Origin of the sequence: Citrobacter telavivensis, from assembly GCF_041807075.1 — a bacterium.
Classification (GTDB): domain Bacteria; phylum Pseudomonadota; class Gammaproteobacteria; order Enterobacterales; family Enterobacteriaceae; genus Citrobacter_A; species Citrobacter_A telavivensis.
On record NZ_JBGUBF010000007.1, the window covers coordinates 58,890 to 85,423 of the forward strand.

General features: G+C 53.9%; 26 protein-coding genes. 12 read left to right on the plus strand and 14 right to left on the minus strand.

Annotation, left to right across the window (positions count from 1 at the left end):
• Positions 1–79 precede the first annotated feature (79 nt).
• Together rraA and ACERJC_RS21255 are read left to right on the plus strand one after the other, a co-directional pair.
• Positions 80–565: a ribonuclease E activity regulator RraA gene (rraA, locus tag ACERJC_RS21250; protein ID WP_042998924.1), complete on the plus strand. Its 486-nt coding sequence runs from the start codon at positions 80–82 to the stop codon at positions 563–565.
• Positions 566–756: 191 nt separating this feature from the next.
• A complete protein-coding gene (locus tag ACERJC_RS21255) occupies positions 757–1,500 on the plus strand; it encodes an SDR family NAD(P)-dependent oxidoreductase (protein WP_046493430.1) in 744 nt (247 codons plus the stop codon).
• Positions 1,501–1,704: 204 nt separating this feature from the next.
• On the opposite strand, the gene zapB is transcribed toward ACERJC_RS21255, so the two are convergent.
• The gene (gene zapB / locus ACERJC_RS21260; RefSeq protein WP_152401228.1) at positions 1,705–1,950 is read right to left on the minus strand and encodes a septal ring assembly protein ZapB; all 246 of its coding nucleotides are present in this window, start codon (positions 1,948–1,950) and stop codon (positions 1,705–1,707) included.
• Positions 1,951–2,338: 388 nt separating this feature from the next.
• Between zapB and glpF the strand changes: the two genes are divergently transcribed.
• The 4 genes from glpF to fpr all read left to right on the plus strand — a co-directional run bounded on the left by glpF (position 2,339) and on the right by fpr (position 6,801).
• Complete coding sequence (gene glpF, locus ACERJC_RS21265; RefSeq protein WP_042325574.1) at positions 2,339–3,184, plus strand: glycerol uptake facilitator protein GlpF; 846 nt, start codon at positions 2,339–2,341, stop codon at positions 3,182–3,184.
• Positions 3,185–3,206: 22 nt separating this feature from the next.
• On the plus strand, positions 3,207–4,715 hold the full coding sequence (glpK, locus tag ACERJC_RS21270; protein WP_152401226.1) for a glycerol kinase GlpK: 1,509 nt from the start codon (positions 3,207–3,209) through the stop codon (positions 4,713–4,715).
• Between the two features lie 231 nt (positions 4,716–4,946).
• Positions 4,947–5,957: a class II fructose-bisphosphatase gene (glpX, locus tag ACERJC_RS21275; RefSeq protein WP_152401223.1), complete on the plus strand. Its 1,011-nt coding sequence runs from the start codon at positions 4,947–4,949 to the stop codon at positions 5,955–5,957.
• A 97-nt stretch (positions 5,958–6,054) separates the two neighbouring features.
• Positions 6,055–6,801, plus strand: a complete 747-nt coding sequence (gene fpr, locus ACERJC_RS21280) for a ferredoxin--NADP(+) reductase (RefSeq protein ID WP_152401222.1) — start codon at positions 6,055–6,057, stop codon at positions 6,799–6,801.
• Positions 6,802–6,844: 43 nt separating this feature from the next.
• Here the strand turns inward: fpr and ACERJC_RS21285 are convergent, their stop codons facing one another.
• Positions 6,845–7,264 carry a DUF805 domain-containing protein gene (locus ACERJC_RS21285; RefSeq protein WP_178827282.1) on the minus strand — a complete coding sequence of 140 codons (420 nt, stop codon included), beginning with the start codon at positions 7,262–7,264 and terminating at the stop codon, positions 6,845–6,847.
• Positions 7,265–7,364: 100 nt separating this feature from the next.
• Here ACERJC_RS21285 and ACERJC_RS21290 point away from each other — a divergent pair, with 100 nt between their 5' ends.
• Positions 7,365–7,967: a YiiQ family protein gene (locus ACERJC_RS21290; RefSeq protein ID WP_152401218.1), complete on the plus strand. Its 603-nt coding sequence runs from the start codon at positions 7,365–7,367 to the stop codon at positions 7,965–7,967.
• Between the two features lie 298 nt (positions 7,968–8,265).
• The gene (gene tpiA, locus ACERJC_RS21295) at positions 8,266–9,033 is read left to right on the plus strand and encodes a triose-phosphate isomerase (protein ID WP_042325562.1); all 768 of its coding nucleotides are present in this window, start codon (positions 8,266–8,268) and stop codon (positions 9,031–9,033) included.
• Between the two features lie 44 nt (positions 9,034–9,077).
• On the opposite strand, the gene ACERJC_RS21300 is transcribed toward tpiA, so the two are convergent.
• The 10 genes from ACERJC_RS21300 to fieF all read right to left on the minus strand — a co-directional run bounded on the left by ACERJC_RS21300 (position 9,078) and on the right by fieF (position 20,560).
• Positions 9,078–10,550 carry a DASS family sodium-coupled anion symporter gene (locus ACERJC_RS21300; RefSeq protein ID WP_152401216.1) on the minus strand — a complete coding sequence of 491 codons (1,473 nt, stop codon included), beginning with the start codon at positions 10,548–10,550 and terminating at the stop codon, positions 9,078–9,080.
• A gap of 112 nt (positions 10,551–10,662) precedes the next feature.
• Entirely contained in the window at positions 10,663–11,967 is a 1,305-nt protein-coding gene (locus ACERJC_RS21305; RefSeq protein WP_178825813.1) for an SLC13 family permease, read from the minus strand.
• 85 nt (positions 11,968–12,052) lie between these two features.
• Positions 12,053–12,775 (minus strand): GntR family transcriptional regulator, encoded by a 723-nt coding sequence (locus ACERJC_RS21310; protein WP_152401212.1) that lies wholly within the window; start codon positions 12,773–12,775, stop codon positions 12,053–12,055.
• Positions 12,776–12,837: 62 nt separating this feature from the next.
• On the minus strand, positions 12,838–13,878 hold the full coding sequence (locus ACERJC_RS21315; protein WP_152401209.1) for an ADP-ribosylglycohydrolase family protein: 1,041 nt from the start codon (positions 13,876–13,878) through the stop codon (positions 12,838–12,840).
• A gap of 18 nt (positions 13,879–13,896) precedes the next feature.
• Complete coding sequence (locus ACERJC_RS21320) at positions 13,897–14,847, minus strand: PfkB family carbohydrate kinase (protein ID WP_373672437.1); 951 nt, start codon at positions 14,845–14,847, stop codon at positions 13,897–13,899.
• A 10-nt stretch (positions 14,848–14,857) separates the two neighbouring features.
• Complete coding sequence (locus tag ACERJC_RS21325) at positions 14,858–16,192, minus strand: MFS transporter (RefSeq protein WP_286632385.1); 1,335 nt, start codon at positions 16,190–16,192, stop codon at positions 14,858–14,860.
• A 266-nt stretch (positions 16,193–16,458) separates the two neighbouring features.
• Positions 16,459–17,214 carry a CDP-diacylglycerol diphosphatase gene (locus ACERJC_RS21330; protein WP_373672438.1) on the minus strand — a complete coding sequence of 252 codons (756 nt, stop codon included), beginning with the start codon at positions 17,212–17,214 and terminating at the stop codon, positions 16,459–16,461.
• Between the two features lie 103 nt (positions 17,215–17,317).
• On the minus strand, positions 17,318–18,307 hold the full coding sequence (gene sbp, locus ACERJC_RS21335; protein WP_373672439.1) for a sulfate/thiosulfate ABC transporter substrate-binding protein Sbp: 990 nt from the start codon (positions 18,305–18,307) through the stop codon (positions 17,318–17,320).
• A gap of 203 nt (positions 18,308–18,510) precedes the next feature.
• Complete coding sequence (gene pfkA, locus ACERJC_RS21340; protein WP_152401199.1) at positions 18,511–19,473, minus strand: 6-phosphofructokinase; 963 nt, start codon at positions 19,471–19,473, stop codon at positions 18,511–18,513.
• A gap of 184 nt (positions 19,474–19,657) precedes the next feature.
• A complete protein-coding gene (gene fieF, locus ACERJC_RS21345) occupies positions 19,658–20,560 on the minus strand; it encodes a CDF family cation-efflux transporter FieF (protein ID WP_152401196.1) in 903 nt (300 codons plus the stop codon).
• A gap of 114 nt (positions 20,561–20,674) precedes the next feature.
• Here fieF and ACERJC_RS21350 point away from each other — a divergent pair, with 114 nt between their 5' ends.
• Positions 20,675–21,778, plus strand: coding sequence for an acyltransferase family protein (locus ACERJC_RS21350; RefSeq protein ID WP_373672440.1), 1,104 nt, complete (start codon positions 20,675–20,677; stop codon positions 21,776–21,778).
• A 186-nt stretch (positions 21,779–21,964) separates the two neighbouring features.
• Here the strand turns inward: ACERJC_RS21350 and cpxP are convergent, their stop codons facing one another.
• Positions 21,965–22,465 (minus strand): cell-envelope stress modulator CpxP, encoded by a 501-nt coding sequence (gene cpxP, locus ACERJC_RS21355; protein WP_152406230.1) that lies wholly within the window; start codon positions 22,463–22,465, stop codon positions 21,965–21,967.
• A 150-nt stretch (positions 22,466–22,615) separates the two neighbouring features.
• Between cpxP and cpxR the strand changes: the two genes are divergently transcribed.
• Positions 22,616–23,314 carry an envelope stress response regulator transcription factor CpxR gene (cpxR, locus tag ACERJC_RS21360; protein WP_152401156.1) on the plus strand — a complete coding sequence of 233 codons (699 nt, stop codon included), beginning with the start codon at positions 22,616–22,618 and terminating at the stop codon, positions 23,312–23,314.
• Positions 23,311–24,684, plus strand: coding sequence for an envelope stress sensor histidine kinase CpxA (gene cpxA / locus ACERJC_RS21365; RefSeq protein ID WP_046493226.1), 1,374 nt, complete (start codon positions 23,311–23,313; stop codon positions 24,682–24,684). The genes cpxR and cpxA overlap by 4 nt, the downstream gene beginning before the upstream one ends.
• A 93-nt stretch (positions 24,685–24,777) precedes the next feature.
• Here cpxA and yiiM read toward each other — a convergent pair whose 3' ends face one another.
• Entirely contained in the window at positions 24,778–25,449 is a 672-nt protein-coding gene (gene yiiM / locus ACERJC_RS21370; protein WP_178828383.1) for a 6-hydroxyaminopurine reductase, read from the minus strand.
• 153 nt (positions 25,450–25,602) lie between these two features.
• Here yiiM and ACERJC_RS21375 point away from each other — a divergent pair, with 153 nt between their 5' ends.
• Entirely contained in the window at positions 25,603–26,493 is an 891-nt protein-coding gene (locus ACERJC_RS21375) for a dihydrodipicolinate synthase family protein (protein ID WP_152401152.1), read from the plus strand.
• The last annotated feature ends 41 nt before the right edge of the window (positions 26,494–26,534 follow it).

Consider the following 26,534-nt stretch of genomic DNA (forward strand, 5'->3'; position numbering starts at 1 on the left):
ATTAACAATTGATGATTTTGCCAACAGTACACATAGCGCGATATACTAAAAATTCTCGCAGCAACTGAACGTTAAGCCTATGAAATACGATACTTCCGAGCTTTGTGACATCTATCAAGAAGATGTCAACGTCGTGGAACCGCTGTTCTCTAACTTTGGAGGACGGTCGTCGTTTGGCGGACAAATCGTCACGGTGAAATGTTTCGAGGACAACGGGTTGCTGTATGATCTGCTCGAACAAAATGGTCGTGGACGCATTCTGCTGGTCGATGGCGGCGGTTCTGTCCGTCGTGCGCTGGTCGACGCCGAACTGGCGCGTCTGGCGGTACAGAATGAATGGGAAGGGCTGGTCATCTACGGCGCAGTGCGTCAGGTAGACGATCTGGAAGAGCTGGACATCGGCATTCAGGCGATTGCCGCGATTCCGGTAGGTGCCGCAGGTGAAGGGATTGGGGAAAGCGATGTCCGCGTCAATTTTGGCGGCGTGACGTTCTTCTCCGGCGACCATCTGTACGCCGACAATACGGGAATCATCCTCTCCGAAGACCCACTCGATATCGAGTAAAGAAAATACCGCCATTCGGTGTGATGCCAGTCGGTTAAACAACTGACTGGCAATTTATTTCGATTCTGGACATCTCCAGATCCTCTTTTTTGTCACTTCATCCTTTCGATTCCCCCATTCAGCGCATTGACGAAGAGAAAACTCTCTCTATACCTAATGATGAATCTCATCACTCTCGTCACGAGGTCATCATGCATATCGATCTGACAGGTAAAAAAGCGCTGGTCACCGGAGCCAGTCGTGGATTAGGGCGCGCTATTGCACTGTCGCTGGCGAAAGCCGGTGCTGATGTTGTTATAACCTATGAAAAATCTGCGGAGAAAGCCCAGGCCGTTGCCAATGAAATTACAGCACTCGGCCGCCATGGCGAGGCTATTCAGGCAAACAGTGCAAACGCTCAGGCTATTCAGAACGCCGTAAATCACACGATACAGTCACTGGGAGGATTAGATATTCTGGTCAACAACGCAGGGATCGCACGCGGTGGCCCGCTGGAGTCACTGTCACTGGAAGACATCGACGCGTTGATTAACGTGAATATCCGTGGCGTGGTGGTAGCCATACAGGCCGCGTTGCCACATCTCCCTGAAGGTGGGCGGATTATCAATATTGGCAGTTGCCTTGCCAACCGTGTCGCCCAGCCGGGGATTGCTGTCTACGCGATGACTAAATCAGCGCTCAACTCGCTAACCCGTGGCCTGGCTCGTGATCTCGGCCCGCGGGGTATTACCGTCAACCTTGTCCATCCCGGCCCAACGGACAGTGATATGAACCCAGCAGATGGCGAACAGGCGGACTCCCAACGACAGCTTATTGCGACAGGGCATTACGGTACACCGGAGGATGTTGCAGCGGCGGTGACGTTTCTGGCAAGCCCAGCGGCTGGGCAGATTTCCGGCACGGGTCTGGACGTGGATGGAGGTTTGAATGCCTGAAACTAACGTTGTATCGCGGTAACGCTATGATATTGCCGGATGACGGCTTGCGCCTTATCCGGCCTACATGACTTACCGCAATCCGCTAAAGATTTCGCGTTAGGGCAAGGCGGCAAGCACATGAATCCCCAGGAGCATAGATAACCATGTGACTGGGGTGAATACGCGCAGCCAACGCCGCCATAACGTGAAATATGACGAGGATTAGACTTCTTCCATGCGGCCCAGCAGCGCCTGCAGACGATCCTGCCAGCCATTCTGTTGTTCTCTCAGAGACTGGTTTTCGCGCTCGAGCTCTTCGCGGCCATGCTGTGCAGATTGCACTTCCTGTGACAGCGAGTTGTTCTTCTCTTTCAGCTCTTCAATTTCCATCTGCAACAAGGTGATGGTATCAATCGCCTGCTGTACTTTTGCTTCCAGTTTCTCAAACACTTCTAAAGACATGGTCATACTCTCCTGAATTGCAAGGCGACGCTTCACGTGAACGCGCACAATATATAGTGCCGATTGTATGAAGCCCCGTCCTCGCTGTCCAGCAGCATCCCGCGCTGATTGCGGTTTGCAACACTTTTCAGTCGACTCTTACAGACAATAACCCCCTAACCCTTAAGTGTTAATACTTTGGTTAATGAAATGATTCAGCTCACACTGTTTTTGTATAACAAAACGCGCTTTATGGCGCGAAAACGCTCATTTTATTGACGGAGCACACACATTTTAAGTTCGATATTTCTCGTTTTTGCTCGTTAACGATAAATTAACAGTGTGCCTACAGGGCATCGCGGACGTCAGTGACCTCCTCGCATACAATAAACATTAAACTCTTCAGGATCCGATTATGAGTCAAACATCAACCTTAAAAGGCCAGTGCATTGCTGAATTCCTCGGTACCGGGTTGTTGATTTTCTTCGGTGTGGGGTGTGTCGCTGCGCTTAAAGTCGCGGGTGCGTCTTTTGGACAGTGGGAAATCAGCGTTATCTGGGGACTGGGGGTAGCCATGGCTATCTACCTGACCGCAGGTGTGTCTGGCGCACATCTCAACCCGGCAGTCACGATTGCATTGTGGCTGTTTGCGTGTTTCGACAAGCGCAAAGTTGTTCCTTTTATCCTTTCTCAATTTGCCGGTGCCTTTTGCGCAGCGGCGTTAGTTTACGGGCTTTACTACAACCTTTTCGCCGACTTCGAACAGACGCACCACATTGTACGTGGCAGCATTGAGAGTGTTGATCTGGCCGGCACTTTCTCAACGTATCCCAACCCACATATCAATTTTGTGCAGGCCTTCGCGGTTGAAATGGTGATTACCGCTATCCTGATGGGGCTTATCCTGGCGCTGACTGATGACGGTAACGGTGTACCGCGTGGCCCGCTGGCTCCATTGTTGATTGGTTTACTGATTGCGGTTATCGGCGCATCCATGGGCCCACTGACCGGGTTTGCGATGAACCCGGCGCGTGACATTGGTCCGAAAGCGTTCGCCTGGCTCGCGGGCTGGGGTAATGTCGCCTTCACCGGTGGCAAAGATATTCCTTACTTCCTGGTGCCGCTGTTTGGCCCCATCGTTGGCGCTATTTTGGGCGCTTTCGCCTATCGCAAGCTGATCGGTCGCCATTTACCGTGCGATACCTGTGCCGTGGAAGAGAAGGAAACCACGACCACTTCACAACAAAAAGCTTCGCTGTAATGTGACTACGGGACAAATAATTATGACTGAGAAAAAGTATATCGTTGCGCTCGACCAGGGAACCACCAGCTCCCGCGCCGTCGTGATGGATCATGATGCCAATATAGTGAGCGTTTCACAGCGCGAGTTTGAGCAGATCTACCCGAAAGCCGGCTGGGTAGAACACGACCCGATGGAAATCTGGGCAACACAGAGCTCTACTCTGGTGGAAGTGCTGGCCAAAGCGGACATCAGTTCCGATCAGATTGCAGCTATCGGGATTACTAACCAGCGTGAAACGACCATCGTCTGGGAACGTGAAACCGGTAAACCTATCTATAACGCGATTGTCTGGCAGTGTCGTCGGACCGCGGAGATCTGCGAGCGCCTGAAGCGCGATGGCATGGAAGAATACGTCCGCAATAACACCGGGCTGGTCATTGACCCGTATTTTTCCGGCACCAAAGTGAAGTGGATCCTCGACCACGTTGAAGGCTCCCGTGAGCGCGCACGTCGCGGCGAACTGCTGTTCGGTACCGTTGATACCTGGCTTATCTGGAAAATGACGCAGGGACGCGTACACGTGACGGATTACACCAACGCCTCACGTACTATGTTGTTCAACATCCACACGCTGGACTGGGACGACAAGATGCTGGATGCGCTGGATATTCCACGTGCCATGCTGCCGGAAGTCCGTCGTTCTTCTGAAGTCTACGGTCAGACCAACATTGGCGGTAAAGGCGGCACGCGTATTCCTATCTCCGGCATCGCCGGTGACCAGCAGGCGGCGCTGTTCGGCCAGCTGTGTGTGAAGGAAGGGATGGCGAAAAACACTTACGGCACCGGCTGCTTTATGCTGATGAATACCGGCGAGAAAGCGGTGAAGTCCGAGAACGGCCTGCTGACCACCATTGCCTGTGGCCCGACCGGAGAAGTGAACTACGCGCTGGAAGGCGCCGTGTTTATGGCGGGTGCCTCCATTCAGTGGCTGCGTGATGAAATGAAGCTCATCAGCGACGCCTTCGATTCCGAGTATTTCGCGACCAAAGTGAAGGACACCAACGGCGTGTACGTGGTGCCGGCCTTTACGGGTCTGGGCGCGCCTTACTGGGACCCGTATGCGCGTGGGGCGATCTTCGGTTTGACCCGTGGCGTGAACTCCAACCACATCATTCGCGCAACGCTGGAATCGATTGCCTACCAGACTCGCGACGTGCTGGAGGCGATGCAGGCAGACTCCGGTATTCGCCTGCACGCTCTTCGCGTGGACGGCGGCGCGGTTGCCAACAACTTCCTGATGCAGTTCCAGTCTGACATTCTCGGCACGCGCGTTGAGCGTCCGGAAGTGCGTGAAGTGACGGCGCTGGGTGCAGCCTACCTGGCCGGTCTGGCGGTTGGTTTCTGGCAGAACCTCGATGAGCTGCAGGAGAAAGCGGTTATCGAACGTGAATTCCGCCCTGGTATCGAAACCACCGAGCGTAACTACCGTTACAGCGGCTGGAAGAAAGCGGTCAAACGCGCGCTGGCGTGGGAAGATCACGAAGAGTAATCCATACAACACACGAAATCATTCGAGTTGCATCGAGGCGGCAAGCGATGGAATCCCCAGGAGCGTACGAAATGTACGTGACTGGGGTGAACGAGCGTAGCCAACAAAGAGGCAGCTTGAATGATGATGTGTGTGCGGGGGCAACCCCGCACACTCACCCTCTGATATCAATAATTCCCTCCCCTCCCCTGTGCTACACTTCGCGCCATTCCTTTTTGCTACGAGTTTGCTATGAGACGAGAACTTGCCATCGAATTTTCCCGCGTAACCGAAGCGGCGGCGCTGGCTGGCTATAAATGGTTGGGACGCGGTGACAAAAACACCGCCGACGGTGCGGCGGTTAACGCCATGCGCATTATGCTAAACCAGGTCAACATTGACGGAACCATCGTGATTGGTGAAGGCGAGATCGACGAAGCGCCAATGCTCTACATTGGTGAGAAAGTCGGTACCGGTCGCGGCGACGCGGTGGATATTGCCGTCGATCCCATCGAAGGTACGCGAATGACGGCGATGGGCCAGGCCAACGCGCTGGCCGTTCTGGCTGTCGGTGACAAGGGCTGCTTCCTGAACGCGCCGGATATGTACATGGAAAAGCTGATTGTCGGGCCGGGCGCAAAGGGCAGCATCGATCTCAATCTGCCGCTGGAAGAGAACCTGCGCAATGTCGCTAACGCGCTGGGCAAACCGCTGAGCGAACTGACGGTGACAATTCTGGCGAAACCGCGCCATGATGAGGTGATCGCAGAGATGGCGACGCTGGGCGTACGTGTATTCGCGATTCCTGATGGCGATGTTGCCGCTTCCATCCTGACCTGTATGCCGGACAGTGAAGTGGATGTGCTGTACGGAATTGGCGGCGCGCCGGAAGGCGTGGTGTCCGCTGCGGTGATCCGCGCGCTGGATGGCGACATGCAGGGCCGTCTGCTGGCGCGTCATGATGTTAAAGGCGACAGCGAAGAGAACCGCCGCATCGGCGAACAGGAGCTGGCGCGCTGTAAAGCAATGGGCATCGAGGCCGGTAAAGCGCTGCGTCTGGATGAGATGGCGCGCAGCGACAACGTCATCTTCTCTGCAACCGGCATTACTAAAGGCGATCTGCTGGAAGGGATTAGTCGTAAAGGTAATATCGCGACCACCGAAACGCTGCTGATCCGCGGAAAATCACGCACCATCCGCCGCATTCAGTCGATTCACTACCTCGATCGCAAAGACCCGGACGTGCAGACACATATCCTTTAACGAATTTGTTCATTAGAGCCTTCCAGCCCCCTTCGGGCTGGAAATCTTTCTGCCAACAAACGAAGATAAGGGAACGAGACCCGTACAGGAGAAAACCATGGCAGATTGGGTAACAGGCAAAGTCACAAAGGTACAGAACTGGACCGATGCCCTGTTTAGTCTGACCGTTCACGCCCCCGTTCATCCCTTCACCGCCGGTCAATTTACCAAGCTCGGTCTTGAGATTGACGGCGAGCGCGTCCAGCGCGCTTACTCGTATGTGAATGCCCCTGATAATCCCAATCTGGAGTTTTACCTGGTCACCGTACCTGACGGTAAGCTGAGCCCGCGTCTGGCAGCACTGAAGCCCGGCGATGAGGTGCAGGTAGTGAGCGAAGCCGCTGGTTTCTTTGTGCTGGATGAAGTGCCTGACTGCGACACGCTGTGGATGCTGGCAACCGGCACCGCCATCGGCCCCTATTTATCGATTCTGCAGTTGGGTAAAGATCTCGATCGCTTCAAAAACCTGGTGCTGGTCCATGCCGCACGTTACGCCGCTGATTTAAGCTACCTGCCGCTGATGCAGGCGCTGCAAACGCGCTACGAAGGCAAACTGCGGATCCAGACGGTGGTAAGCCGTGAGACGGTCGCAGGTTCACTGACCGGTCGCGTTCCGGCGCTGATTGAAAGTGGCGAACTGGAAAAAGCGGTAGGCTTAGTGATGGATAAAGAGACCAGCCATGTGATGCTGTGCGGGAATCCGCAGATGGTTCGCGACACGCAGCAGTTGCTGAAAGAGACACGGCAAATGACTAAACATTTGCGCCGCCGACCGGGCCACATGACCGCAGAGCACTACTGGTAAGCACGTTGCCGGACAGGCGGCCTCGCCTTATCCGGCCTGCACTTTACCTGAACTTCACATCCTGGGTGTCTTTGCCGTATTTATTTTCGCCCAGGGTGCCGACAAACGCCCCCAGATCGATAATCGTCATAATGAGGATCAGCGTCGGCACAAAGCGTCCGACCACCCATTGCCACATCCCCGGAAGAATGGCCCAGTTGCCGGCTAACAGCATCCAGGCAAGAATAATCAATAACGCCCACAGCCCTGAACGCCCACGATCGTGCAGACGTTTCACCGTAACCGCCGCCGTCGGCCAGAGCAGACACACAAGCGCAAAGGGGGCTATCTGATCGGGGAGTAATTTTTGACTCTCGAGCGAAAACAGAACCACCATGCTAACAATCCACAGCGCAATCCAGATCCAGAAATCACGGCGTCCGATACGCCCTTTAAATGAGAATAACCACTGCTGTAAGGTCATGCCTGTTCCTTTAAAATGACTATCTTCGACAGTTTACCCTTTTGACAAGCCAGACGGTTATCGTTTTAATCGTGAACAGTCATAACGAAAGGTAAGATTGATGAAGCCAGGATGTTCACTGTTTTTATTATTGTTTTCTGCGATATTCTCCAGCACCCCGGCGCTGGCGGCTGAGCCATTGACAGCCACCACCGCACCGTATTTGCTCGCCGGAGCCCCCACGTTTGATCTTTCCATCAGCCAGTTTCGCGAAAACTTTAATACGCAAAATCCGAAGCTTACCTTAAACGAATTCCGCGCGATCGACAGCAGTCGTGACAAAGCCAACCTCACCCGTGCGGCCAGCAAAATTAATGAAAATCTCTATGCTTCGACCGCCCTTGAGCGCGGGACGTTGAAGATCAAGAGTATGCAGATAACCTGGCTGCCGATTCAGGGGCCGGAACAGAAAGCGGCAAAAGCCAAAGCGCTGGAGTATATGGCGGCGGTGATCCGCACCGTCGCCCCCTTGCTAACCAAAGAGCAGAGCCAGAAAAAGCTGCAAAAGCTGCTTACCGCCGGGAAAAATAAGCGCTATTACGCAGAGACCGAAGGCGCAATTCGCTATGTTGTCGCAGATAACGGCGAAAAGGGGCTGACCTTCGCAGTTGAACCGATTAAGCTGGCGTTATCTGAAAACCTGGACGGGTCCAATTCCCCCTAAATTATTCACGTTTCAGGACAAACAGGCTATGCAGGTTTGAACAGCGCTTGCGCTGGCCCCGTAGGGGTGAGGCCTTCAGGCCGAATAACGCGGCGACGCAACGAATCCCCTGGAGCTTACATCAGTAAGTGACTGGGGTGAGCGAGTATAGCCAACGCACCTGTAACGCGGAGAATGACGGGGAGATGATAAAAAGCAAAGCCTTTCCGGGGAGTGATCTCTATACTGTTTCACAGACCATGCTGCCCTGAGGGGCGGCCATCTTCCTTAATTCGCTGACAAAGCGTGGAGAATAGAAATGCGACATCCTTTAGTGATGGGTAACTGGAAACTGAACGGCAGCCGCCACATGGTAAACGAACTGATTGCTAACCTGCGTAAAGAGCTGGCTGGCGTCGCAGGCTGTGCGGTAGCGATCGCGCCGCCGGAAATGTACATCGACCTGGCAAAACACGCTGCGGCCGGTAGCCACATCCTCCTGGGCGCACAGAACGTTGACCTGAACCTGTCCGGCGCATTTACCGGTGAAACAAGCGCTGAAATGCTGAAAGACATCGGCGCGCAATACATCATCATCGGCCACTCTGAGCGTCGTACTTACCACAAAGAGTCTGACGAACTGATCGCGAAAAAATTCGCCGTGCTGAAAGAGCAAGGCCTGACTCCGGTTCTGTGCATCGGTGAAACCGAAGCCGAAAACGAGGCAGGCAAAACGGAAGAAGTGTGCGCACGTCAGATCGACGCCGTTCTGAAAACCCAGGGTGCTGCGGCATTCGAAGGCGTGGTTATCGCTTACGAACCCGTTTGGGCGATCGGCACCGGCAAATCCGCAACGCCAGCGCAGGCACAGGCTGTTCACAAATTCATCCGTGACCACATTGCCAAAGCAGACGCGAAAATTGCTGAGCAGGTCATCATCCAGTACGGCGGTTCCGTAAACGCAGCCAATGCGGCAGAACTGTTCACTCAGCCGGACATCGACGGCGCGCTGGTTGGCGGTGCTTCCCTGAAAGCTGACGCTTTCGCGGTGATCGTGAAAGCGGCTGAAGCAGCAAAACAGGCTTAAGTTGTGTAGCCGGGGGGAGCCTCTTCCCCCGACTTCTCTCCGTATTACCAGTATCCCAGCCAGTGCCACCAGAAAGCCCCGGTTACCGCCCAGATAGTCAGGTTCACCACACTCATCACCAGCCCCGTCTTCCACCATTCCGCCAGCGTGGCGTAGCCAGAGCCAAAAATAATCGGCGCGGTGCCCGTGCCATAGTGGGTGAGCGACATCATCAGCGAGGAGGAGAAACCGAGCATCAGCCCCAGCAGGGCCGGTGGTGCGCCCAGACCTAACCCCGCGATGAAGAAGGCGGAGAACATGGCCGTGATATGCGCCGTGGTGCTGGCGAAAAAGTAGTGAGAATAGACGTAAAGCAGGATCAACAGCAGCGTCGCGATACTCCAGTGAACGCCAAGATGATTGATTGCCGTCCCCACACTCGTCGCCAGCCAGCCGACCAGTCCCAGTTTGCTGAGGAAATCCGCCATCATCACCAGCGCGGCAAACCAGACAATGGTATCCCAGGCACCGCGACACTTAAGGATGTCCTCCCAGTTTAAGACCCCCGTCACCAACAGAATCGATAAGCCGATCAGCGCCGCGCTGGTGGGGTTCACGGTCCAGCCGCTGCCCATGATCATCGCGGGGACGCCAGCCCACAGACAGAGCAGCAAAATGAATACCGCCAGCGTGATTTTCTCTGCCAGCGACAGCGGGCCGAGAAGATCCAGCTTTTGCCGGGCGAACTGCGGCGCATTGGGCGTACGGGTAATGGCAGGCGGATAGAGCCACCAGATGACGATGGGCATCACCAGCAGCGAGACCACCGCCGGAAGGAGCGCCGCAATGGCCCACATCCCCCAGGTCATAGTCAGTACGCCATCGGTCCCCTGAGTCAAAAAGGTGACAATGAGGGGGTTAGGGGCGGTTGCGGTGATGAACATCGCCGAACTGATGGGGTTAATATTGTAATTCACCAGCGCCAGATAGCGGCCCGTTGAGCCATTTTCACTGTTGCCAGGCTGCGACCCGAGGCTGTCGGCGATGGCCCGCATTACCGGGTGGATAATACCGCCACCGCGCGCCGTGTTGCTTGGGGTGACGGGGGCAATCAGCGTTTCTGCGAGCGTTAATGCCCACGCGATACCTAAGGTTCGCTTACCAAACAACGCAATAAATCCGTAGCCGATGCGCGCGCCGAGTCCTGTTTTCAGCAGGCTTTGCGACAGCATGATCGATAAACCAATCAGCCAGATCAGTTGGTTGGAAAAACCGCTCAGCGCATCGTTAAGCGCCGCAGCTGGCTTACCGGGATTCGTCACACCGGTCATCGCCACCAGCATGATAGCCACAACGGCAATCGCCCCAATGGGCATGGCTTTACCGATAATGGCCGCGATAGTGCCGATAAACAGCGCCAGCAGATGCCACGCCTGTGGCGTCACGTCCGCAGGACATGGGATGATAAACCAGATAGTCAGTGTGATAACAATCGAGATAATGGCGGGCCAGCAGCGAATAGGGGTCAATCTGTCCATGGATCAATCCTTGAGTATCCTGCGCATAAGTATGCGTTTCGATATTAACCGTCATTCGTGCCGGTAAAACTCACCGCCCTCTCACAAAACCAAAATTATCAGGTAATTAACACTACAATTTGCCTAATAGATTAAACCACGCATAGTCCAGTGGCAGCAGGACCAGATACGTCGCCACCGCCAGCACCAGGCACAGCAACATCCCGGCTCTCGCCGGCACTCTTCCCAGCGCCATCGCCACCACAATAGGCGATGCCTGATACGGCAACAGCGGCGTTGAGTAGCCCAGCACCTGAATCATAATCACCGACAGCAGTGGGAATTGCGTTGCCTCAGAAAAGCTCTGCGCCAGAGTGGTATACAGCGCCGGCACGCCGTTAGCGGTCATGATAAAGTTAAGCGCGGTGGTGATGCCGGTCAGGGCGAGAAAACTGGTGAACGGTTTCTCCGGGTCCAGCGGCATCACGTGCAGCAGCGCCTCACCGACCGCATCGCCAATGCCGGTTTGCGTCACCACGCTCGCCAGTCCAAGAATACCGGCAACATAAATGCAGGTGCGGATGTTAACCCCCGTGGAAAACTCCTCTCCGTTGATAAACCCGACGCGCGGTAACAGGGTGATGACCGCCGCCGCCAGTCCAGTCCATGCCGGGCCAATGCCATGCCAGCTTTCGCTGACCCACATCACCAGCACCACTGCCAGCATCCAGGCCAGTCGTTTTTCGTCGCGGCTCATCGGTTCCGGCGGCGTTAATTCACGCGGCGCATGGGGTTTCCCGGGGAACAGCCAGCAGATCAGCGCAATCAACAAACCGCCTTTCAGCCAGCCTAATACCGGCGTATGCAGCAGCAGGTAAGGCAAATAGTTCAGGTGAATACCGTACGACCCTTCCGCCGCCCCGCTCATCACAAGGTTCGGTACGTTGGCAGGCAGAATAGTGGCGGAGAGCTGGAAGGTGCCAAAGCCCACGGCAAGCGCCAGTCCATACCACGCGCGAGTGCCATCGAGGATCCCGGCACGTTTCGCCATCGCGGCAACAACGGGCATTAGCAGCGCGATTCGTCCCATATTGGAGGGCATCACAAACGCCAGCGCATAGCTCAGCAGTACCACGCTTGAGACCATCAGCGGCCAGGATTCCGTTAGCCGTGAGGACAGTGCTCTTGCCGCCCTGTCTGCCAGTCCGGTTTTGCGGATCGCCACGCCCAGCACGAAGCCGCTGAATACCAGCCAGAACGCCGACGAGGCAAAACCGCCAAAGATGACGTCCGGTGGGGCGATTTTCGCCACCATCGCCACGGTGAAAAACAGCAGCGCGGTGATAAATTCCGGCAATAGCGAGGTCGCCCAGAGCAGGATGGTGACCACCACCACCAGCGAGGGCAGAAACAGAGGGTGTGAAAACCAGAGCGACATGCCTGTCTCCTGTTGTTTTTTTCAACAAGAATACGGGGGCATCTCCCTTCTGTAAACGCGCGTCTTCCCCTAAAAAAGCAGAGGGTTAGTGATAATGGATTTCGCCAAAGTAGTCAGACAGCACATAGTAGCGGCAATACTCAAAGGGGTGCTCTTCCCCCGCCATAAATGTCTGGCGCGCCACGGAAAGGAGCGGTTTGTTCTCAGCAATCTGTAGCTTCTCGCAGAGATCGGGACTGGGCAGAATGGCATCGACCTTTTCGATGGCCGAGTCGCTTTTGACATTCAACAGGTGATAAAGCGAGGTATGGGCCAGTTCATCCGCCGTCAGCGTTAACCCCGGGAAGAAGGAGAGATCGAGATAAATTTTCTCGTGGTTAAACGGGCGATTATTCAGGTATCGCACCCGAGAAATATAGAGATAGTGATGGTGGGTCGGCAGGCTTAGCCCATCTTCCTGCGCGTCGCGCGCCCGGCGTGTGGCGATCTCCAGAATGCGGTTCTCAACCGCCACGCTGGCATCACGCAGATCGCTGGTGATCCCGCGAAAGGTATGGCCATAGCTGACGCCTTCCGGCACCGCGCTCACCACAGAACCGCTTCCGCGCTGGGAGGTAATCACACCGGCGTTGATTAACTCACTCCACGCCTGCTTTACGACGATCAGCGACACGTTGTAGGTTTGCGCGATCGCTTTTTGCGTAGGCAACTGACTCCCCAGCGGCAGGGTGCCGTTCTGGATCTGCTGGCAGATGATATAAAACAACTGCTTATACAGCGGAGTGAAACTCGTTTTATCAACCTGCAAGCCATTTACCTCGAAAGTCTGCCAGTCGGGGACGGTTGTCGCCGCCCCCGCAGGGCAGCGCACTACCCTTTAATCTGTCTGGCGAGTTCAGCCAAATCGAAATGATTCATACGATTAACGGTAGTTAAATAGTCGGCAGGAAAAGCATCAGCACCGTGCCAGGCGCCGGAGAGTGCCCCAACCATGGTGGCGACGGTATCGGTGTCATTGCCGATATTAACGGCGGAAATAATAGCATCAACGGCAGAATTCGGACAACATGCGAACAAACCAAACGCCGCCGGAACGGCTTCGCTGACGTGCAGTCCGGAACCGATGATATCGGCGATGTCGACAATCGCCGTCTCCCAATGGGCGTGGCGTTTACCGATCGCCACCGCCAGTTCGATACGACGCCCCACCGACGGCCCGGCGACCATCATCGCGCCCTGTTCTGCCGCCAGCGCATAGCCCCGGTCGGCACCGTAAATCCCGGCCGCAATGATGCTTTCCGCACTCGCCACAGGCTGTAGCGCCTCGCTGGTCGCCGCCGCCATCGCCGCGGCACCAGACATTGCCAGCACGTTGTTGTGGGTAAAACGGCAGATATCCAGCGCAGTCTGAATCGCTTTTTCAATATCGCCAGGATGCAATACGGCGGCAGGCCAAATCTTCATTGCCGCGCCGTTAGTAGCTTCCGCGTTGCCTTTGTTGATAATCTGTACCGACTGCTTCTCACCTTCCAGTTCCCCCTGCAGGGACGCACGGTTATCGTTGAAAATGGCTTTCATCGCGGCCCGGGTTGTTGGCCCGGTAAAATTGGCATAATACGGATAGGCCAGCCAGCGCTGAAAGGCTTCACGCATCGCCTCATCGCTCACCTGACGATGATGCTGTAACAGGGCGTCCATGATGTACTTCGCCTGAATAAAGTCATCGGTACACATTCCGGCCTCATTACAGCGGCCAAACGTATCGGCGGGCGGTTTCTCAAAACCGGTCACCCAACCACCGAAGTATTCGCGAATTTGTTGCTGAGTGCGCACTTCGGTCGCCGCGCCCATCGCGTCCGCCGCAGCGGCACCAATCAGGCAGCCCAGTATTTTGTTAATTTCAACGTGCATGAATGACTCCTTAACGGTTTAGCATAATTTTTCCAGCTGATGACTGACGCGAAAGGCAGCGAGCTGTTCCGGGTAGGGCAGCGCGGTCATTGCCCCTTTTGCCGTGACCACCATCGCGCCACAGGCGTTGGCCGTGCCAATCGCCTGAGCAAGCAGGCGGCTATCCCAGTTAGCGGCCTGTGAAAGGGTATAGAGCAGCCCACCAACAAAGGCATCGCCTGCCCCGGTGGTGTCCACCACGGAAATTTTCGCAGTCGGGAACGCGCATTCGCCCTCTGGCGTCACCAGATACGCGCCCGCATCGCCCAGTGAGATAACGGTGGTATCGCAGCCGAGTTCACGCATCAGATAACGTGCATCCTGCCAGCACTCGACCTTACCCAGCCAACACAACTCATCGGCAGAGACCTTGCAGATAGAGGCCAGCGCAATGGACTGTGCGAGTAAGGGCGCGATTTCATGACGATCCCGCCACATGCTGACGCGCAGGTTGACGTCGAACATAACGTGCCCGCCCGCCGCCTTCATGCGTCTGGCACCTTCCAGACACGCCTCGCGCGCCGGACTGTCGGTCAGGCCAATCGAGCTGAAGTAAAACCACTCGTTAGCGCTGAAGGCCGGTAAATCCTGCACGGAGACAAAGGTGTCCGCGCCGGGATGCACCAGATAGGTAAAACTGCGTTCACCTTCTGGCGTCAGATTAACGACCAGCACCGCGCTGGTTTGCTGCGGGTCGAGGCGTAGCGAACCCACGTCCACTCCGTTGTCTGCCAGCGTCTGACGAAGGAAATGCCCGGCATCATCCTCTCCAAGGCAGCCGATAAATCCGCAGTCGCCTCCCAGTCGTGCGACGCAAACGGCGACGTTAGCCGATGCCCCGCCCGGACATTTCAGGTAAGAGTCCGTTCTTTCCGGCACCAGATCCACGGACGCATCGCCAATCACCCAGACTTTATTGAGATGATTCATTTGCTCCTCCTCACGCCTGACGCTGTGCCAGTTCACGCTGGATATCGCGGTAATAATCGTTGTTGATCAGATACTTTTTCATCACGACGCCAACCACCAGATGGAAGATGGCGGGGATGAGCGTCATCATCAGCGCAATTCCTGCCAGCGAACTCGCGCTCTGTTGGACATCCGCCTGGTAGCCGAAGTGGCTCAGCAGGAAGCCGAGGACGCCGCCGGCAATCCCCATGCCGAATTTCTGAAAGAACAGAATGCCGCCGAAAGCCAGTCCGGAGACGCGCAGCCCGGTTTTCTTCTCGCCGTAATCGACCGCCTCCGCGATGGAAGACCAGAACACCGGCATTTGCATGTCGCAGAAGAAGTTGATGAGAAAGTAAAAGATAAAGGCGAGGATCAGGTTTTGCTGCCCGACGCAGAAGTACATGGCGATACTCAGCACGAAGGTCATCAGTTGGGTGTAGCGGAACATTTTTATTTTGTCCCAGAACTTGGTCACCCATGTGGTCGCAATCATCGCCAGAATAGATGCCACAACGCCGACGGTCAGGAACGGTGAAATCAGGCTGTCACCACCATTCAGATAATATTTGGCGTAATAGGCGGCAACCGAACCACGGATCACGTAGCCGCACATCAGCAACATAATCACCACGCCCAGAATCAGCCACTGGTCGTTGCGCAGCAGATTGGCGAATTGCTGTTTTACCGACAGTGACGGCAGTTCAGGCTCGCTGCGTTCGCGGGTGGTCATAAAGCAGAAGATAAACAGCACTGCGCCCATCGCGCCCATCAACCCCATAGAGAGCTGATAACCCAGCGCTTTATTGCCCTGCCCCAGCCAGACTGCCAGCATGGGAACCACGATCGTCACCAGAAACGCGGCGATTTTAGTCATCACAAAACGATACCCGTTGGCACTCAACCGCTCGCCCGGATCGTCCGTGATGACGCCAATCAGAGAGATATAAGGGATGGTGATCGCCGTATAGACCAGCGTCATCAGGATGTAAGTAAAATAGGCCCACGCCAGCTTCGCCGTATACGCCATATCCGGCGTGATAAACATCAGATAGACGGCGAAACCAAACGGAATGGCAAACCATAACAACCACGGACGATATCGCCCCCAGCGGGTCGAGACTTTATCGGTCAGCATTCCCATTGCCGGATCGATAATGGCGTCGATCATCCGCACAACCACCAGCAGCACACCCACATCTGCTGCACGTAAACCGTAAATATCGGTGTAGAAATATGCCAGCAGTAGCTGCATGGCAATAATCACTACGTTGATCGCCATATCCCCGGCGCCGAAACCTATTTTTTCCACGATAGACAATTTCATATCGGTATTCCTTTTGCGCCGTTGGGCACAAGAATGTCGAAAAAAGGATGACGTAACTACGTGAAATAAAAGCTTTTATGATTAACGCATGATCCGGGCAGTCAGGGTCAGGCGTTATGAGGGAGTGTAATGGAATCACAAAAGATATAAAGGTATACCTTTATATCTTTTGATCGATTTCACATTAATTTAACCAACGATACATCATCGCTGGCCTGAAGTGAGAGGTTGTGCAAAAAAACGCCGAGAGTCTGGCGGGACCGCGTTCAGGGTTGGGTGAGCAGTGAGCAGTCGTGATCCTGGATTTCTTCCGCCGACGCCCGGTTAAACGTCAGCCAGTTGCGCTGTGTCGCCAACAGAACAAAAGCGTCATCGCTTTGGCGCGCCAACGCCAACGCGTAGCTCCCCATCCGCTCGCGCGCCTCCGGCACCTCTTCTGCCAGCATCATAAACGGACTGCGCTGTGCCAGTTCGCTTTCCGTCACGCGACGGGCAAGATATTCGTGTCCGCGCAGTCCGCCCGGCAGCGGCAACCAGCGGGTGCTGATTTTGGCCTGATTAGCGTCCAGTTGTGCCCTGACATCAGGACGCAGGCAGGAGATATGGATGTGGAAATGATTTTGCGTCCGTCCGCTGCGTGAATTGATTGCCAGCGAAACGACGCTCTCCGGAATATCCTGACCATACGTCTTGCTCATAAAGTCGCGAGATTGCCAGGCCAGCCAGAAAAAATTCGGCGTGAATTGTTCCACCAGTAGCGGACTCTCGGTGCCGTTAATGCGGTAAGTCGGCATCAGCAGATATTGCAGCGGGCCATTGCGGTCTTTGAAGACCACGTATCCGGCACCGGGCTTCACTTCGGCGCATGGCGCAGGGTTTTGATGCTGCAACTGATTGGGCAGACATTGCTCAAGGACAATCTTACGCAACGCATCCGGGTTTCCGGCCAGCTTCCAGTAGCCAAAACCGGCTGCCGCAACAATAACGACAGCGGCCAGTAGCCCATAGCCAGTTTTTTTCATAACGCGTTCCCTGTATCTCAACGACCTGCAAGAGTAACGCAAAATCATGACAAATAAAAAAAGCCCGGCGGCAAATGCCCCGGGCCTCTTCTGCGATCCGCGCTTAACGCTTGCTTATCTGATCGAACGTTCCGCCGTTCGAGAAATGTTCTTTCTGCGCTTTCGTCCAGCCGCCGAACACCTCATCAATGGTGAAGAGTTTCAGTTTCGGAAACGCATTTTCGTATTTCTTCGCCACTTCTGCATCGCGCGGACGGTAGTAGTTTTTCGCCGCGATCTCCTGACCTTCCGGTGAGTAGAGATACTTCAGGTAGGCTTCCGCCACGGCCTGGGTACCTTTCTTCTCGGTCACTTTATCCACAACGGAGACCGTCGGCTCAGCCAGAATGGATTCGCTCGGCGTCACGATTTCGAACTTATCTTTGCCCAGTTCATTGGTCGCCAGCAGCGCTTCGTTCTCCCAGGCGATCAGCACGTCGCCGATGCCGCGTTCCACGAAGGTATTGGTGGAGCCGCGCGCGCCGGAGTCCAGCACTTCAACGTTTTTAAACAGCGCCTTCACGAAATCCTGGGCTTTCGCCTGATCGCCGTTGCTATGGTGCAGCGCATAGCCCCACGCCGCCAGGTAGTTCCAGCGAGCGCCGCCGGAACTTTTCGGGTTAGGGGTGATCACAGAGACGCCAGGTTTAACCAGATCGTTCCAGTCATGAATTTGCTTCGGGTTGCCTTTGCGAACCAGGAACACAATGGTGGAGGTATAAGGCGCAGAGTTGTCAGGCAGGCGTTTGATCCAGTTTTTATCAATACGACCGCGCTCGGCAATCGCATCAACATCATAGGCCAGCGCCAGCGTCACCACATCCGCTTCGATACCGTTAATCACCGAGGTGGCCTGTTTGCCCGACCCGCCGTGCGACTGACGAATCACGACGTTATCGCCCGTCTCTTGCTTCCAGTGTGCGCTAAACGCTTTGTTGTACTGCTCGTACAGCTCACGCGTTGGATCGTAAGACACGTTCAGTAATTGAATATCCTTTGCCAGAACGCCGCTGGATGCCAGCAGCAAAGTTAACCCCACGCCCCATTTGTTCATCGCCCAACTCTCTTATGTTGTGTTGTGATGAGCAAAGCGTGCCAGAAAGAAATCCAAACATTAAAGAATAAAAAAAGATTGGCTATAACTTGAGGGAATATATGAAGGGCTTATGCCGGATGGCGACTGACGCCTTATCCGGCCTACACGTCTTTGCGATCTGTAGGCCGGATAAGCGTAGCGCCATCAGGCGCAGAGAAGAATCAGTACAGTTTCTTCGCGCAATCCAGCCAGTCACCTTTGAACGGACGCTGCATGTTTTCGATAGCGTCGATGATGTCATGGTGAACCAGTTTTTCGTTCTGAATACCGACGCAACGACCACCGTGACCTTCCAGCAGCAGTTCGATGGCGTAAGAACCCATACGGGACGCCAGGATGCGGTCGTAAGGCACCGGAGAACCGCCGCGCTGGATGTGACCCAGGACGGTCGCACGGGTTTCACGGCCCGTCTCTTTCTCGATGTAATGCGCCAGTTCGTCTACGTCGCACATGTGCTCAGTGATCGCCACGATAGCGTGCTTCTTGCCCTTCGCGATGCCCGCTTTGATTTCGTTGACCAGATCGTCCCGGCTGAATTCCACTTCCGGTACCACAACGAACTCACAGCCACCGGCAATCGCCGCTGCCAGAGTCAGGTCGCCACAGTAGCGGCCCATCACTTCAACAATAGAAATACGCTGGTGAGAAGATGAGGTATCGCGCAGACGGTCAATCGCTTCAACCACGGTGCCCAGCGCCGTAAAGTAACCGATGGTGTAGTCGGTGCCTTTGATATCGTTATCGATGGTGCCAGGCAAGCCGATGCACGGGAAGCCCATTTCAGTCAGGCGTTTTGCACCCATGTAAGAACCGTCACCGCCGATCACCACCAGCGCGTCAATACCGCGTTTTTTCAGGTTTTCGATAGCCACGGCGCGGACGTTTTCGTCACGGAACTCCGGGAAGCGTGCGGAACCCAGGAAGGTACCACCGCGGTTAATCATGTCGGACACGCTGTAACGGTCAAGCTGCACCATACGGTCTTCGTACAGACCCAGGTAGCCATCATAAACACCCATGACTTCCAGTCCTTCCGTCAGTGCTGCGCGCACCACACCACGGATTGCTGCGTTCATGCCCGGCGCATCACCGCCGCTTGTCAACACACCGATTTTCTTAATCATGACTACCTCTGAACTTTGGAATGCAAAATGAAGTCTGTTGCCGGAAGTCGATCCTGCATAGCGAGACGATCCAACGAATATGCAAATAGTATAACAATCACTTCCTGCTGAATTGATTCAGGTCAGGCCAAATGGCGGTAATTTATACACAAAATGCGGGCCTGGCTCTCTTTTTTACGCTCACTTACGAAAGCTCAAACCTTTTGCCTTCCCTGGGGACGACGGAACACGGGTCCTGATGGATAATGACATCGGATCCCGGAAAACGCCGTAAAATCGCCTGCTCTACCTGTTCAGCCACAACATGCGCCTGAACGAGCGGCAGATTATCTTCCATTTCCAAATGAATCTGAATAAAGCGGGTCGGCCCTGACTGCCGCGTACGGAGATCGTGAGCACCACTGACGCCGGGCCATGATTTCACGATTTCAAAAATTTCCTGACGTTCTTCATCGGGTAATGCACGATCCAGTAACGACTGCACTGCATCATAGCCCATGCGTAATGCACTATATAAAATATAGATGCCAATCCCCAATGCAAACAACGCGTCCGCACGATGCCAGCCGTACCAGGCCAGACCGAGCGCCACGAGAATAGCACCGTTCATCATAACATCAGACTGATAATGAAGCATATCTGCCCGCACCGCCTGACTTTGCGTCCGCTTCACCACCCAGCGCTGAAACGAGACCAGCACCACAGTACATATCAGGGCGATAATGGTAACCACAACCCCCACGCCAGGATCGTTCATCGGGGTAGGTGAAATCAGATGCTGAATACCGGTTAAAAACAAAAACAGCGCCGAACCGGAAATAAACATACTTTGCGCCAGCGCGGCCAGGGATTCCGCCTTGCCGTGACCAAAGGTATGTTCATCATCCGCTGGCTGCAGCGAATAGCGCACCACTAACAGGTTAGTGAGCGACGCGGCGATATCCACCAGCGAGTCGACCAGTGCCGCCAGAATACTCACCGACCCGGTGTACCACCACGCAAAAATTTTGATCAAAAGTAACAGCGACGCCATCACTGTCGCGGCAATGGCCGCCCGACTGACTAACCGCCCATAGGATTGATTCATAAACACTCCTGCCATCTCATGCCGGTAGTATAACGGATGGTGTTAGTGATTGGTGATTCACTTGACATTTAAAAAATGATAATATGTCGAAAAAATATTATTGAAAACAATAAAATGTCTTATTTAATTGAGTACGTTACTTACATCAGTTTATTAGTATTAACCATCTTCATCACATCCAAGTTGCTTGGAATTACACCAGCAAAACATAAATTTGCCGCTCTCGACGGATTACGAGGAATCTGTGCAGCACTCGTTGCAATATTTCATTTATACTGGAGGGCGGGAGGAAAATTCGACAACTACTGGTCCCTTGATTATATTACGACAAGCAATATTAAGCGAATTATTTTTCTCACAGGTGAACTTTCAGTCGGTATCTTTTTTATACTTTCGGCCTTTCTCTTTTTTCGCAAAGCATTAGCCCCAACATTTAATGTTAAAGAATTTTTCATTTCTCGTTGTTTAAGAATTTACCCTCCAGTTATTGTGACGTTATTGTTGATTTATTTAATAACGTTAATAATGAACCCATTACACCATACGCCAATAACGAGTTGGTTAGTCCCGTCGCTGCCATTTATCTTTGATGCACCCGGAGCTAACATCAACGGCATATCATTGCAGATAGCGACTTCAGGCGTCTTCTGGACATTAGTCTGGGAGCTACGCCTCTACATTGCTATTCCTTTTTTATATCTAATAATGAAAAAGATAGAATACAAAAAAACATTTATTATTTTTTTAATGGCTCTTATCCTGAGTTATAAATACTTCATCAACCAGGAACAGTTCCTTAGCTATTTAATGTATTTTTTGACTGGATTCCTTATCGCAACAATCAAGAGCAACAAACGACCATCGGATGTAGTTTGTTTACTCTTATTATTCGTCGCATTATTTTTCACAAAACATGCTTATAATACAACAACACCACTCTACATGTTTATCATATTCTACACAATTAAGAGCGGTTGTGACTACTTTGGTCTATTGACTTCACTGCCAGTTACTATGTTAGGAACCTGTAGTTTTTCTCTCTATTTAGTACATGGTATTACTCAAACCGTGTCTAAACACTATTTATACAGCGCTGGGAATTATCTATGGCAGGCATGTGCAATTATTGCATCAGGGATTATTGCACCAGTCATGTACAAATATGTTGAGAGTCGCTTCATCGCTCATAAGCCACAACAACGGGAACTCGCATCTTGAATATCATCTCTAAGTTGCATGCAACACATAAAATGGTTTCCTGGCGATGAGAACGAGGGAACAAACCTGCATCAGATAAAATAACGAATTGAAAAATAAAGAGTTACGTATCAAAGGGCAAAAAAAACCCCCACATCATGTGGGGGAAGACAGGGATGGTGTCTATGGCAAGGAAAACAGGGTTTACTACTGGGAACGTGAGTTGCTACTACTCAATAACTTCAACGAAGAACTTTTTTGCCATTGCGTCACGTCGCGCAACTGCTCCATTCTTTGTTGATGCTTCTCGTTCAAAACCGCTTGCTGCTCGGGAGTAAGCAGGCGATACATCTGGTTGCGAACTCTGGCCATTTCGACCTGTCTGGCAACCTGTGCCTGCGCCATCTTTTCTGCCTGAGCGCGTACAGCGGTTTCATCAAATTTTTCTGCAATAATAAGACGATGCATCGTCTCCATTTCGCTAACATTAACAGGCGGCTGTTCATGTCGGGCCTGTTGCATCAGATCTCGCATCTGTTGACGCTGATGTTCGGTTAAACTTATGCCGTCAAACATATGGCTTTGTACAGTGCGCGGCGCAGGGGATTCTCCCGAGTGCCAGTTATCGCCTGTAACGACTTCAGCAGCCTGGCTAACGGTACTGAGTGCCAGCGTTGAGGCCATGACGGCAGCGGTAACTTTGCGCATCATTTGCTCCCAAAATCTTTTCTGTCGCGATTCAACGAGAGACAGTTTACGATTCGGGCTGCAAACATGCGTCAGGGGGTGTAAAACAACGTAAAGTCATGGATTAGCGACGCCTGATGACGTAATTTCTGCCTCGGAGGTACTTAAACAATGAATAAAATCCTGTTAGTTGATGATGACCGAGAGCTGACTTCCCTGTTAAAGGAGCTGCTCGAAATGGAAGGCTTCAATGTGCTGGTTGCCCATGACGGGGAGCAGGCGCTTGAGCTCCTGGACGACAGCATTGATTTACTTTTGCTTGATGTCATGATGCCGAAGAAAAACGGTATCGATACGCTGAAAGCGCTTCGCCAGACACACCAGACCCCCGTGATTATGCTGACCGCCCGCGGCAGCGAACTGGATCGCGTACTTGGCCTTGAGCTGGGCGCGGATGACTATTTACCGAAACCGTTTAACGATCGTGAACTGGTCGCGCGTATCCGCGCTATTTTGCGCCGCTCGCACTGGAGCGAACAGCAGCAAAGCAGCGATAACGGCTCGCCGACGCTGGAAGTGGATGCCCTCAGCCTCAATCCGGGTCGCCAGGAAGCCAGCTTTGACGGTCGGGCGCTGGAGTTAACGGGCACCGAATTCACCCTGCTCTATCTACTGGCACAGCATCTCGGCCAGGTGGTATCGCGTGAACATTTGAGCCAGGAAGTGCTGGGTAAACGCCTGACGCCTTTCGACCGCGCCATCGACATGCATATCTCAAACCTGCGGCGCAAACTGCCGGAGCGGAAAGACGGGCATCCGTGGTTTAAAACCCTGCGTGGTCGCGGCTATCTGATGGTTTCGGCTTCATGATAGGGAGCTTAACCGCGCGCATCTTTGCCATCTTCTGGTTGACGCTGGCACTGGTGTTGATGTTGGTACTGATGTTACCCAAGCTCGACTCACGCCAAATGACCGAGCTGCTGGATAGCGAACAGCGCCAGGGGTTAATGATTGAGCAACACGTTGAAGCTGAACTCGCGAACGATCCACCCAACGATTTGATGTGGTGGCGTCGCTTGTTCCGTGCGATTGACAAGTGGGCGCCGCCTGGGCAGCGATTATTGCTGGTGACCACAGAAGGACGCGTGATCGGCGCTGAACGCAGCGAGATGCAGATCATTCGTAACTTTATTGGTCAGGCGGACAACGCCGATCACCCGCAGAAGAAAAAGTATGGTCGCGTCGAAATGGTTGGGCCATTCTCCGTCAGAGATGGAGAAGATAACTACCAGCTTTACCTGATTCGCCCAGCCAGCAATTCCCAATCCGATTTTATCAACCTGCTGTTTGACCGTCCGCTATTGTTGCTGATTGTCACAATGTTAGTCAGTTCCCCGCTGTTGTTATGGCTGGCGTGGAGTCTGGCGAAACCGGCGCGTAAGTTGAAAAACGCGGCGGATGAGGTCGCTCAGGGTAACCTGCGTCAGCATCCGGAACTGGAAGCTGGCCCGCAGGAGTTCCTTGCCGCAGGCGCCAGTTTCAACCAGATGGTGACCGCCCTGGAACGCATGATGACGACGCAGCAACGTCTGTTGTCAGACATCTCGCACGAACTGAGAACCCCGCTCACGCGTCTGCAACTCGGAACCGCGCTGTTGCGTCGCCGTAGCGGCGAGAGCAAGGAGCTGGAGCGTATTGAAACCGAAGCGCAACGTCTGGACAGCATGATCAACGATCTGCTGGTGATGTCGCGCAATCAGCAGAAAAACGCGCTGGTCAGCGAAACGATGAAGGCCAATCATCTGTGGGGCGAGGTGCTGGATAACGCGGCCTTTGAAGCCGAGCAGATGGGTAAATCACTCACGGTGAATTTCCCGCCGGGGCCGTGGCCGCTGTACGGTAACCCGAACGCGCTGGAAAGTGCGCTGGAAAACATCGTCCGTAACGCCCTGCGCTATTCACATACGAAGATTGAAGTTGGCTTCGCGGTGGATAAAGACGGTATTACGATCACGGTGGATGACGATGGCCCTGGCGTCAGCCCGGAAGACCGCGAGCAGATTTTCCGCCCGTTCTATCGTACTGACGAAGCGCGCGATCGCGAATCTGGCGGCACCGGTCTGGGTCTGGCGATTGTGGAAACCGCCATTCAGCAGCATCGCGGCTGGGTGAAAGCCGAAGACAGTCCGCTGGGCGGCTTACGTCTTGTTATCTGGCTACCGTTGTACAAACGTTCGTAACGGATTGTGCCGGATGGTGGCGTAAACGCCTTATCCGGCCTACAAATCTCCACGAACGGTAGGTCGGATAAGCGAGCGCCATCAGGCATCGCATTATCCCCACAATCTCCGTGAATTATCCTCGATTGTGCCGCTCAGTCGGCGCTTTTGCATCGTTCGCGTCCAGCTCTTCGACAGCCCCGCCGCTGACAGCAAACGGTGATACTGTTCATCGTCAAAAGGCATATGCCAGGCAATGGCGACAGCCTCCTGCACGCTGACGTCGCTAACCCGGGAGACCAGCTCCAATGGCGCATCGGCTGACACCATGCCTGGAGCAACCACGCTGCACAGCCAGCCCGTTTTGCCGCAGTTCTGCATCAGGCTCGCCATATCGCCGATCCCAAAGTGGAAATTGAGCTTGAAGCACGGTGAACGCGGCTGCGTGACCTGAATCAGCGCCTCGCCCCAACGGAAAATATCGCCGATATAGACATTTTGTTCCGTCAGGCCATCGGTAGAGAGGTTCTCACCAAAAGCCGGCGCCACAAATTGATCCGCCTGCTCCGGGAATTCGCGCGCCCAGTACAGATAATGCTCGCGTGGATAATGGCACAGCGCACGATCGGGCCCGCCGTGGATTTTCGTTTCTGCCTGTTCATCGCCTTCCAGGCCCAGTTCCGTCAGCATCAGTTCGCCATCGACCTGAATTTTGCCAATCGCACTGGGGCGGCTTCCCGCGTAGTCCTGAATCTTGCCGCTGAACACGTCTACTGGATATCGCATCTGGTCCCTCTCCCCGATAAATTTGCCTTATTTAACCACAATTATTTTACCTCAACCGCGCAAAATGAGAGCAAGGTTCACACGACGCGCAACTATCCATGCTATCTATTGAAGGGATTTTGAAACGCCATTTCATAATAAGGAGTCAACAACGTGACAGGTCAAACGCAGTTTGCTGGCGTCTGGTGCCCCTCCATTACGCCAATGGATCAGGATGGTAATATCGATCTCAACGGTCTGAGCCAACACCTTCAACGCCTGACTGAGGCAAAAATCGACGTGATTTTGCTGATGGGCAGTATCGGGGAGTTCGCGTCCTTCACTCTTGACGAACGCTTGCTGTTGATTCGCGAGGCGCGCGCCATGAGCTCATTGAAGATGGTGGCTAACGTCTCTTCCACCTGCATCCACGATGTATTACGGATGGCGCAGGAAGCGTATCGCACAGGCTACGATGCAGTGATGGTTCTGCCGCCGTATTACTACGGCCAAACGCCGAAGCAGTTGCTGAGCTACTTCCGCCAGTTGGGGCAAAAGCTCAGCGGCAAATGGTTCGCCTACAACTTCCCGCCACGCACCGGCAGCGATTTAACGCCGGATCTGGTCGCCCAACTTGCCAGCGAGTTCCCTAACTTTGCCGGGATCAAAGATACTGTCGACTGCCAGTCGCATACCCGTAGAATGATCGAGGCAACCCAGGCCGTACGTGACGATTTTGCCGTACTCTCAGGTTATGACGAGTATTTCATTCCTAACCTGCTGGCTGGCGGGGCGGGGATTATCTCCGGACTCAACAACGTTATGCCGGAACTGTTTGTCAGCGCGCGTGAAGCGTTCAAGGCCGGTGACCTGGCGGCCCTGCGCGACATTCAGCAGAAAATTGGCGTCTATATGTCGATTTATGCCATCGGCGAAGATTTCGTCACCACCATCAAGACGGTGGTATCGCGGAAGTTCGGCTATTGCAGCGGGGTTTCACGTAATGCGGGCGGCGAGTTGAACGAACACGACTGCCGGACGATTGATGAGGTGTTTGGTCGTTAAAAGACAAGGCCTGGTGAGATTCACCAGGCCTTTTTATGATG